This window comes from Microvirga mediterraneensis (genome assembly GCF_013520865.1).
In the GTDB taxonomy this organism is placed as follows: Bacteria; Pseudomonadota; Alphaproteobacteria; order Rhizobiales; family Beijerinckiaceae; genus Microvirga; species Microvirga mediterraneensis.
The window spans coordinates 1-9,696 of the sequence record NZ_JACDXJ010000006.1 but is presented as its reverse complement, the minus strand read 5'-3'; the positions used below and the strand labels follow the sequence as shown (position 1 = coordinate 9,696).

Annotated in this window: 13 protein-coding genes and 1 tRNA gene; 8 read left to right on the top strand and 6 right to left on the bottom strand. The window is 62.8% G+C overall.

Annotation, left to right across the window (positions count from 1 at the left end; all coding sequences use genetic code 11):
- Nucleotides 1–166: 166 nt before the first annotated feature.
- Both H0S73_RS25390 and H0S73_RS25385 read left to right on the top strand, forming a co-directional pair.
- The gene (locus H0S73_RS25390; protein WP_181055004.1) at nt 167–412 is read left to right on the top strand and encodes a hypothetical protein; all 246 of its coding nucleotides are present in this window, start codon (nt 167–169) and stop codon (nt 410–412) included.
- A 44-nt stretch (nt 413–456) separates the two neighbouring features.
- Entirely contained in the window at nt 457–771 is a 315-nt protein-coding gene (locus H0S73_RS25385) for a hypothetical protein (protein WP_181055003.1), read from the top strand.
- Here the strand turns inward: H0S73_RS25385 and H0S73_RS25380 are convergent.
- From H0S73_RS25380 to H0S73_RS25370, 3 genes are all read right to left on the bottom strand, one after another.
- Nucleotides 768–1,037: a type II toxin-antitoxin system RelE family toxin gene (locus H0S73_RS25380; RefSeq protein ID WP_181055002.1), complete on the bottom strand. Its 270-nt coding sequence runs from the start codon at nt 1,035–1,037 to the stop codon at nt 768–770. The genes H0S73_RS25385 and H0S73_RS25380 overlap by 4 nt on opposite strands.
- Nucleotides 1,021–1,245, bottom strand: a complete 225-nt coding sequence (gene relB, locus H0S73_RS25375; RefSeq protein ID WP_181055001.1) for a type II toxin-antitoxin system RelB family antitoxin — start codon at nt 1,243–1,245, stop codon at nt 1,021–1,023. Before relB ends, H0S73_RS25380 begins: the two co-directional genes overlap by 17 nt.
- Before the next feature lie 122 nt (nt 1,246–1,367).
- The gene (locus H0S73_RS25370; protein WP_181055000.1) at nt 1,368–1,895 is read right to left on the bottom strand and encodes a regulator of G-protein signaling domain-containing protein; all 528 of its coding nucleotides are present in this window, start codon (nt 1,893–1,895) and stop codon (nt 1,368–1,370) included.
- Nucleotides 1,896–2,525: 630 nt separating this feature from the next.
- Here H0S73_RS25370 and H0S73_RS26005 point away from each other — a divergent pair.
- Nucleotides 2,526–2,957 carry a GntR family transcriptional regulator gene (locus H0S73_RS26005; protein WP_246389512.1) on the top strand — a complete coding sequence of 144 codons (432 nt, stop codon included), beginning with the start codon at nt 2,526–2,528 and terminating at the stop codon, nt 2,955–2,957.
- 96 nt (nt 2,958–3,053) lie between these two features.
- Here the strand turns inward: H0S73_RS26005 and H0S73_RS25360 are convergent, their stop codons facing one another.
- Nucleotides 3,054–3,731 carry a GNAT family N-acetyltransferase gene (locus tag H0S73_RS25360; protein ID WP_181054998.1) on the bottom strand — a complete coding sequence of 226 codons (678 nt, stop codon included), beginning with the start codon at nt 3,729–3,731 and terminating at the stop codon, nt 3,054–3,056.
- 204 nt (nt 3,732–3,935) lie between these two features.
- On the opposite strand from H0S73_RS25360, the gene H0S73_RS25355 reads away from it, so the two are divergent.
- The 3 genes from H0S73_RS25355 to H0S73_RS25345 all read left to right on the top strand — a co-directional run bounded on the left by H0S73_RS25355 (nt 3,936) and on the right by H0S73_RS25345 (nt 7,118).
- Nucleotides 3,936–6,122 (top strand): histidine kinase dimerization/phosphoacceptor domain -containing protein, encoded by a 2,187-nt coding sequence (locus H0S73_RS25355; RefSeq protein ID WP_181054997.1) that lies wholly within the window; start codon nt 3,936–3,938, stop codon nt 6,120–6,122.
- Between the two features lie 440 nt (nt 6,123–6,562).
- Nucleotides 6,563–6,898 carry a hypothetical protein gene (locus H0S73_RS25350; RefSeq protein ID WP_181054996.1) on the top strand — a complete coding sequence of 112 codons (336 nt, stop codon included), beginning with the start codon at nt 6,563–6,565 and terminating at the stop codon, nt 6,896–6,898.
- Nucleotides 6,870–7,118, top strand: a complete 249-nt coding sequence (locus H0S73_RS25345) for a DUF6894 family protein (RefSeq protein WP_181054995.1) — start codon at nt 6,870–6,872, stop codon at nt 7,116–7,118. Before H0S73_RS25350 ends, H0S73_RS25345 begins: the two co-directional genes overlap by 29 nt.
- 297 nt (nt 7,119–7,415) lie before the next feature.
- Here the strand turns inward: H0S73_RS25345 and H0S73_RS25340 are convergent.
- Nucleotides 7,416–7,502, bottom strand: a tRNA-Leu gene (locus tag H0S73_RS25340).
- Nucleotides 7,503–7,504: 2 nt separating this feature from the next.
- Complete coding sequence (locus tag H0S73_RS26000) at nt 7,505–7,801, bottom strand: helix-turn-helix domain-containing protein (RefSeq protein ID WP_343058507.1); 297 nt, start codon at nt 7,799–7,801, stop codon at nt 7,505–7,507.
- A gap of 390 nt (nt 7,802–8,191) precedes the next feature.
- Between H0S73_RS26000 and H0S73_RS25330 the strand changes: the two genes are divergently transcribed.
- Entirely contained in the window at nt 8,192–8,536 is a 345-nt protein-coding gene (locus H0S73_RS25330) for a MobC family plasmid mobilization relaxosome protein (RefSeq protein ID WP_181054993.1), read from the top strand.
- Nucleotides 8,526–9,696: relaxase family protein (locus H0S73_RS25325; protein WP_181054992.1), on the top strand; the 1,171-nt coding region annotated here is incomplete at its 3' end. The genes H0S73_RS25330 and H0S73_RS25325, both read left to right, overlap by 11 nt.

Here is a 9,696-nt window from a genome sequence, read left to right as displayed (position 1 = left end):
CGCGCACGAGACAGCGGCGCTGGAGCGGCTGAAGGCGAGCACACATGGGCTGGACCTTCAGAGCGCGAAGGAAGGCACGTTCCTGATCCTGCCGGCGGGCTTCGCGGGCAAGGCCCTGACGCCGTGGACCTGCGGGGCCCGCCCCTGCCTGAAACTGGATTGAGCCATGAACCAACTAACCCCTCTCGAGCGCGAGCTTCTGCATTCGCTCAAAGCTGTCTCCGACGCGTATCACAGGGACACCAGCGCCTTGCAGGAGCTGTTGCGGCAGGCCGTGAGCGCTTCCGAGCAGCAGCAGACGCGGATCGAGGGGCTGGAGCAGCGGCTGTCGATGTCCGAGGCTTTTACGAAGGGCTTGTCCGAACAACTGAGCAAGCTGTCCGGACACTTGGATCGCATTTTGAGACCCTGAAGCGGGTCTGGGAGACGCGGCAGCGCCAGGCGGAGCGGCGCGAGTTGTTCGGGCGGGCGGTTGAGACATTACGCCAAGCCCATGCATCACAGCAGGAGGGGGCCGAACGGCAGGCGCTGGAGCAGGCCCAGGCGGCGCTGCACGGCTATCGGGAGTGGCAGGCGAAGGGAGGTACGCCGGGCGAGTTCACGCTACGGGAGAGCCGGGAGCGGACGCAGCAGGTGGCGCAGTTCGAGGCCTTGCCGAAGGTGATCGAGGCTATGGCAACCCGCCTGGAGGCCGAGAGGCAAGCCGAGCAGGCCCGCCAGGTGCAGCGCCAGCCTCAGCGTCCAAGGGACCGAGGCGGGTACTCGCGTTAACGGTACACGTCGCGGCGGTTGCCGATTTTGACCACGAGGATGCGCACAGCGGCGTCCTCGATGTGGCTGATGATGCGGTAATCCCCAACGCGGTATTTCCAGAACTCGCCCAGGCGGGAGCCCCTGAGAGCCTCGCCGATGCTGCGCGGGTCATCGAGGGTGGCCACACGCTCACGGAGAAATTTCAGGATGCGCCGCGCCACTTGGGGATCGAGTTTGCTCAGCTCCCGCTCTGCGGCGGGATCGAACTCAATCCTCCAGGCCATAGCGCTTCATGACATCCTCAAGCGGCACGGTCTGGGTGCGGCCAGCCCGAATGTCGGTCAGGCGCTGTTCGGCCAGATACAGATCCTCAAGGTCATCCAGGTGCTCTAGGATGGCCTCGCGGGCGTAGAAGCTCTTGGTGCGGCCGGTGGCCTTGGCGAGCCGATCCAGGCGCTGTTCGATGTCGTCGGGCAGGCGAAGAGCCAGCATAGCGGAATCCTCTTTTGCTATACATGTATAGCATATAGGTAGCTACAACTAGAAGACCCCACTGATCACTCTGCCGCGCGTAAATTTCCCGTTTGGGTGTCGGACGCCCGTCGAACGGGCGATCAACCAGCTAACCGCCGCCACCATGGACGACGTGCTAACTCGACCATTCCACGCAGTTGCTGAATTTGCTCTTCAAGCCCTGCAATCGTTTGGCGCTGGTCATCTGCGCCCTTTCTGCGTTCCGTTAGAACTTCTTCAATCCGCTCAACGAGGCCGTCGGCCCTTGCCCGTTCAACATCTGCACGAGCCCGTTCACTGTCGGCCCGGGTGCGCTCACGATCTGCAATAGCCTCTGCCTTCACCACCATGGCTTTGAGCGTCTCGATGTGAGCATCGAGCGCAGCAATCGTTCGGGTGTCGGACGGCAGCTCATCGGGTGTCGGACGGTCGTCCGGCAGCTGATCATCCTTGGACCTGCGAGGATAAGTGGAAGCCTTTACCTCCTCCAGGTCGACACGCACCTGGGCCTTGCCATCATTAGCTGTACGACGTGGCCAACGGTAGCGGATAGCTTTCTGCCGAGCAGCTTCAGATGAGATCCCAAGACGCTCACCTAAGTCGCTGTATGTAAACCACTCTTCTGTCATGTTGGACACCTGTACGACACCCGTTTTACGGGTGTCGTACAGGGTGGCGAATTACAGTTAAGGTGCCGTTAACGGATTGTGGCCAGCCTGTAACGTGGCATTGACCTCTGCCGAGTCGCCGGGGCACAATATGCAATCCGTTGTCTTGATTTGCGTTTTGCAAATCAGCGGCGAGCCGGAGACCAGAAACACGAAAGCCCGCCTCAGGGAGACGGGCCTCATGCATACCGGCGAACCGGGACAGATCAATGTTTGGCGACGCTGATCTTCCCTGACATCGCCGTGCTTCGTCAAGCGAAAAACAGTGGTTTTTCGCAATGGTGAGGTGTTGCCTGAAGCCACTCCCTCAGCCGGGCCCAACCCGAGGGAGCTCGCATGTCCTTTTGCGAGGAGATCCGGCGTGCCGTTGTGGCATCGCCGCGGATGAAGCTGCCGGAGCTCCGGTCAGCCCTATACAAAGCCTTCACGGCTGGACAGATCACAGAGACCGAGGCTGAGACCCTCGATACCCTGATCAATGCCAGAGCAGCCATCCCGACCACAGGGGCGCCCGCTAGGCGGCGCGTCGGTTCCCGACCTCGTTCCTCTGCCTCAATAGAAAGACGCCGCTCCTGGGCCGCCGCAGGCCGCTTGCCGCCCGCTCTGGCGGCGCAGTTCACCCTGGCCGAGCAGGCCGTGCTGGCTGTCGTTGCGTCTGAGGTGAAGAAGCACGGGGCCTGTTCCCTGACGATCGGGCACATCGCGGCCCTCGCGGGTGTCTCTGAAACGACCGTGCGTAATGCCTTGAGACAGGCGCAAACGCTCGCTCTCGTTACCATCGAGGAGCGCCGGCGCACGGCCTGGATGAATTACCCTAACAAAGTTTCAATTGTCTCCAAGGAATGGAGCCTGTGGCTCCGTCTCGGTACGGGTGCAAATTCGCGAACCCCACGAGTACAGAATTATAAGAACGGCCTCGCGCTGACGCGCGAGAACATGAATCCTGGGGCGCTGGAAGCGCCTAAAGGCCTATTTCGGAGACGACAGAGCCCAGCAGACCCCGAAGAAGGGCTATCGGCATAGCCGGGGCGTTTGTCAGGACGGACAGAGGCAGATTCTGAAGGCAAATTTCGCAGAAGGCCGTTTATGGAACAGAGTGCAGGAAGGGTACGCCTCGGTCTAAGCCCGAAACTCCTCCAGCCGCCGCTTTTGCCTACCATCCGCGTCGAAGTTGGAGGGATCAAGCCAGTTTTCATAGGCAGCGCGGAGGGCGGGCCACTCCTTATCAATAATCGAGAACCACGCCGTATCGCGGTTTTCGCCTTTGACGATGAGATGCTGGCGGAAAATGCCTTCGGGCTGAAAGCCAAATCGGATGGCGGCTCTCTTCGAGGGCTCGTTGCGATTGTTGCACTTCCACTCGTAGCGGCGATAGCCCAGCTCATCGAAGACGTACTTCATGAAGAGGAACTGCGCTTCGGTTGCTGCGGGTCTGCGCGAGACCAGCGGTCCCCAGTAGATACTGCCGATCTCGATCACCCCATTGGTGGGGTCAATGCGCATCAGGGCCTGGCGTCCCGCGACCTGATTGCTGGCCTTGTCGATGACGGCGAAAAACAGCGGGTCTGTACTGCGCTCGGCCTGTTCGACCCAGGTTAGGAAGTCCTCGCGGTTGGTTGGTGGATACTCGGAGAGCCAGGCAAATTTGGCATCGGCGTCTGGGACTGAGGAGGCCACAAAGAGGCCCTGTCCGTGAGCGGCGGCGCTGAGCGGTTCAAGCCGCACGTAATTCCCGTGAAGTACCACGCGCTCAGGACGTGGACGAGGCTGCCAAATTTGAAGGTTGTCCTCAGACATGGTTGGTTTCTGCTCGGTTCAATCTGCTCCAGGCAGCCATACCAGAGCGGAGTATCATGAACCAGTAGTCCGCGAATTGCGCGTAAGGCCATTTATGGAACGGCTCTACGGCGAAACCGCATTTGGCGGTTAGTCATAACGATTTTCAATGAGGGCGATTGTACCTCGCTAGTCTGTCTTGAGCTGTTGAGCTAGGTTCCCACCATGAGCCAGCCTACCCCCTCCCTCGATCTCACCAGTTGTGATCGCGAGCCCATCCATGTTCCCGGATCCATCCAGCCCCACGGCATCCTTCTCTCCCTTGACCCTGAGACGCTGATCGTCCACCAGGCGGCCGGTGAGACCAGAGGCGCTGTCGGACGTGTGGTCGACCGGCTTCCTGGCGAGCATGCCGAGGCGGTCCTTGGTGGGCAGGTGGTCCACCTGATCCGCTCGGCGGGCATGCCATTGACGGAGCCGCTGTATCTCGGAGCCATCTCTGCCCCTGCCGATCCGTGCAGGCACCTGGATGTGACTGCTCACCAGCGCGACGGGGTTCTCATCCTTGAACTCGAACCCAGCACGCCGCATCCCGAGACCGCAGCCCAGACGTTGGCCACGGTGCGCCGGATCAGCGCCGAACTCGATGCTGCTCCCAACTTGGCTCGGCTCATCCAGGTTGCCAGCCGAGAGTTTCGCCGCCTCACCGGTTTCGATCGGGTGATGATCTACCGCTTTCTCGACGACGGCTCCGGGGCCGTGGTGGCGGAGGCCAAGGCCGACAACCTGGATCCGTTCCTCAACCACCGCTATCCCGCCTCGGACATCCCGAAGCAGGCCCGGGCGCTGTACCTCCAGAACCTCATCCGGGTCATCCCGGACGTGGACTACCGGCCAGATCCTCTCGTGCCACCGCTCAATCCTGCAACCGGCAAGCCGCTCGACATGAGCGACTGTTCGCTCCGCAGCGTCTCGCCCATTCACGTGCAGTACCTCAAGAACATGGGCGTGGCCGCGTCCATGTCGGTGTCGCTTGTCGTGGACGGCGCCCTGTGGGGCCTCATTGCCTGCCATCACGCCTCGCCCAAGCTCGTGCCCTGCGAGCTGCGCGAGAGCTGTAAGCACGTGGGGCAGATCCTGAGCCAGCAGATCAAGGCACGCGAGGATGCCGAGCTGCACCGGCAGACGGCCCGCCTAACCACTGTTCGTGAGAAGTATCTTGAGGCGCTCGTACAAGCCGCATCGATCGAGCAGGGCTTGCTCGATGCTATCGCGCCATTGACGAAGCTTGTGCCCTGCGACGGAGCCGCCGTTGTGGTCCGGGATCGGGTGAGCCAGGCAGGCCACGCCCCATCCGAGGCCGAGACCCGCGCGCTGGCGGACTGGCTGCTTCAACACGATTCGTCTCGCCCCTATGCTACGAACAGCCTTGTTCGCCATTATAGCCCTGCCGCGGCCTATGCCGAGCAGGCCAGCGGCGTGCTGGCGACGGTGATGTCGCGCGAGGAGCCGGTTGTCCTGCTCTGGTTTCGGGCCGAGCACATCGAGACGATCAACTGGGCCGGCAATCCCCATAAGCCAGCCGAGCCAGGGGGCGGCATGGGCCAGCTCTCGCCGCGCAGTTCGTTCGAGACCTGGAAGGAGACGGTGCGGCACCAGTCCCGGGCCTGGTCACTGGCTGAGATCGAAGCGGTCGCTAGGCTGCGCCGCGCGGTGCTTGATCTGAGCCAGCAGGCCACCCTGAAGGAGCTGAATGTGCAGCTTCGGCGCTCACTCGCTGACAAAGAGGCGCTGCTCAGCCAAAAGGACCTGCTGATGCAGGAGGTTCACCACCGCGTCCAGAACAGCCTTCAGCTCGTCAACTCGATGCTCCAGCTTCAGGCGCGGCAAACCTCTGACGCGCAAGTCAAAGCGCAGTTTGAGGAGGCGACCCGGCGCATCATGGCGGTGAGCACCGTCCATCAGCGCCTGTGGCGGTCGGACCAGATCCAGAGCATCGACTTTGGCTCCTACCTGGAGGAGCTGCGGGAAGGACTGCTGGAAGCTTGGGGCAAAGCGTGGGCCGAGCACATTAAAGTGCATGCTGGGCAGGTGCTGGTGCCGACTAATGAGGCTGTGGTTCTGGCGCTGGTAGTGACGGAGCTTCTGACGAATGCGGTGAAGTACGCCTATGGAGGAGCAACAGGCCCGATTGATGTGATTGCCAGAGAGGATGTCCAGAAGGTCCTGCGGGTGACTGTCCAGGATCAGGGCATGGGCATGCCACCGAAGGTCACACCGAAAAGCGGGCTCGGGTCGCGGCTGGTCCGCAGCCTAATCGGGCAGCTTGGGGGTGAGCTGGAGGTGGAGAGCCAGTCGACCGGCACCAAGTTTATCCTGACCGTTCCGTTAGCCGCCAGAGCAAACCAATAATGATCTCCTTCATAGCCACGAATAGATGACTTTCTGTGGCAGCCGGATTTCCGATAAGGCCATTTATGGAACCGGATAAGGTGTCGTTTGAGCGTATTCGGAAGTCATTCCGTGACCGTCGCACTTGGCCCTAGTACAGGTCCAGTCTAATCCAGCTTTTTCAACCACCCGAGCGGCACAGGAATACTAGTGAGATCTTTGAAGGCAAGGAGCGCCATCGCCGCCATGATCCCAGTGGGAACAAGTCGTACACCTGAGCCGTTGGCAAATGGACTTCTTGGTCTTCCCTTCTGGAACTGCTCCCTCCTTGGCTCCACCGGCGAGGGAGTTTTTTGTGCATTAGAAGTCGGATGACTGACGGTTGAGTGAGCGCATTCTCGACGGTAGTCTCCAGCACCCCCGCAAGAGCAATGCTCTCGCGGAAGGAATGGGAGGGCCTTATGGCTGAGATTATTCCCTTTCAATCCTTTGCATCGCCTACCCTTGAGCGGTTCCTGGGTCCTGATGATTTGCGCCGGGCCGGCGATGCCTTCCAGGCCGCTTTGCAGGCGCTGCATGAGGGGCCTTATGAGATGAAGGCCTACAAGGCACGCCAGATCCTGGCCCGCTTTATCATCGAGCACGCCCTTAATGGCGAACACGATCCAGAGGTCTTATGTGCGAAAGCGTTGGACCACCTTCGAGAGGCGGCCCGCTCATCCCGACCTGAACTATTAGGTGACCCTTCCTCTGGCGCATTGGACCTGGATGCCGCGTTATTATCTTCATCTGCGTAGCCATGATTGGTTTGCTCCAGACGAGGTCGGGGAGGACGTGCCGAACCTCAGAGCCGCCTATGAGGCGGCGGTGAGAGCAATCCAGCCCATTTCTCAATCTGACCTCTGGGATGAGTTGCCGCCGGACGCCCGCAGCACAATGACCATTGAGATCACCGATGCCGCAGGTCAGATCATGCTGGTTGTTTATTTCTCAGACCCGCTTCACCAGCTGCACTAAGCCAGTCGGTTAGGCTTTCGCAGGGTTCTCCTCGGGTCATCTGATCGTATAGGATCAGATCGGATCGAGGCTCCCGTACGGCTTAACAGCTGGCCTTGAGCTGCCTTGATCCCTCTCAGGCGCGCAAGATGCCTCCTGCGCTGTCCTGAGACGGCTCGCGGTCCGCTCGGTACCCTTGCGGAGGACCGCGAGCCTCATCTGCAACGAGTTTCTCCGAACGGGCCTTATGGAACGCCGCCGGCAACGGATTTTCCGTCCGTTGCGCTACGGCTACGCAGAGGACTGCAAATCCTTGCACCCGGACGAGGGGCGGGCTGTAAATCCGCTGGCAATGAGCCCGAGGGATTTTAAGTCCCTTGCGTCTACCAGTTTCCCCACGTCCGCACTCAGCCCCCTAAGGTCTCCTCGACAATCCTCGGGTTCCGGTCCAGCAGGGCCAACAGGATCCGGGCTGGTCCCTGCGGCGAGCGGCGGCCCTGCTCCCAGTTACGGATCGTGCCCACGGGCACCCCAATGCGGCGGGCGAACGCGGCCTGTGAGAGGCCGGTTTTGTCCCGGATGGTAGCTACGTCAATGGCGTAGGGGATATTGAGGCCGTCGCCGAGGCCCTGGCCGTCATCGGTGAGCGCGAGCACCGCGCCCAGGCTGGCGATGAGCTGGTCAAAGTCGTCATCCTTGTCCACGAGACTCTCCCCATATGGGGAGGAAGATGCGTCAGCGGCGCAGTGCGTCAATGGCGGAGGCCCTACCTCCTCTTGTGGATCGACAGGGATCACAGACAGGCGCATGCTCGGTCCTGGCCATGGGTTCCTCATCCTGAGCCAGAAGAGGACCTGGATCACACCAACCCCCTCTCCGGGTCCTCTTCTCCCTGTCTGCCCCCATGCCGCCATCATCAAACCGCGCCCTCTGATCCGCCGCAACATGGTTGTGGACGACCCGGCTTGCTGGGCTGAAGCTTCTGGATTTATGCTCTTAAGCCAGCCTACTCTTGTCATGACACTTGCGTGTCCTGCCGGCGAGGCTGTCGAGGGGTGGCTACGCCTCCCCTTCGAACCCCACCAAGGAACCCGATGACGACCCGATCCCCCCGCAGCAACATGGTGCAGGTGCGTGCCTCCGCGGAGGAGCTTGCCCGCTGGCAGGCCAAGGCCAAGGCGGCGGGCATGCGCCTGTCCGGCCTGGTGCGACAGGCGCTCGACGAGGCCCGGCCGGCGCGCCGCCGCTCGCGGCCGCTGGTGGACCCGGCGCTGCTGCGGCAGCTGGCGCTCATCGGCAACAACCTGAACCAGCTCGCGCGCTGGGCCAACCGCGACCGGGGCGGGGTGGACGCGGTGGCGGTGGTGGCCCGCCTGATCGAGATCGACCGGGAGCTGTCCGCCGTGCGGGCTGCGGTCGAGGCGTCGCATGCTGATTAAGTTCTTCGCCCGCGGCACCGGCAGCGGGCGCGGGCCGGTGGAATACGTGACCAAGGGCGAGGGCCGCGAGGCCGCGCCACCGACGGTGCTGCGCGGCACGCCGGAGCGGACGCGGGAGCTGATCGACGGCATCGAGCGGCAGTGGCGCTACACCTCGGGGGTGATCAGCTTCGCGGCCGAGGACGCGCCGAGCGCGGCCGACCAGCGCCAGGTGATGCACGAATTCGAGCGCACCGCCTTCGCTGGCCTGGAGGAGGATCAGTACGACATTCTGTGGGTGCGCCATCAGCACACCGAGGGCAGCCGGGTCGAGCTGCACTTCGTGGTGCCGCGCGTCGAGCTGTCGAGCGGCAAGGCGCTCAATATCGCGCCGCCCGGCTGGCAGCGGCTCTACGATCCTTTACGGGACGCGCTGAACTGGGAGAAGGGCTGGGCCCGCCCGGACGACCCGGAGCGCGCCCGCGAGGCGCCGCCGGTGCGGGAGCGCCCGGAGCGGCTGGCGGACCGGGAGGCGATCACCGGCTATCTGTCGGAGCGGATCGTGGCCGGGGACGTGCAGGACCGGGCCGGGATCGTGCGGGCGCTGGCGGAGGCCGGCCTGGAGGTGACCCGGCAGGGACGGGACTACGTGTCGGTCAAGGACCGGGAGACGGCTGAGAAATGGCGGCTGAAGGGGGCAATCTATGCTGAAGGATGGAGCCGGGACCCGGCTGGCGGATCGTCTGCGCTCGCAGATGCAGAGCGAGCGGCACGAGATCGAGAGCGTCGCGCGCGACGAGCTCACCAGGCTCGCGAGCAGCTTGCACGCCGAGTCCGAGACCGCGCTGCGTTCCATGAAAAGCAGTTTGGCGGACGCGGTGGCGGAGCAGATCACGGCTCTGAGCGCCGAGATGCAGCAGATCGAGGCCAGGCAGAGGCGCTGGCCAGCCTGGACCGCCTTGGGGTGCAGCGTGATCGTGCTGACGGCCTTGCTCTTTCTCTGGAGCGTGACGGCCTGGCTCAGGGCCGACCTGGAGAGCCTGCGGGCCGCGACCGCGCACGAGACAGCGGCGCTGGAGCGGCTGAAGGCGAGCACACATGGGCTGGACCTTCAGAGCGCGAAGGAAGGCACGTTCCTGATCCTGCCGGCGGGCTTCGCGGGCAAGGCCCTGACGCCGTGG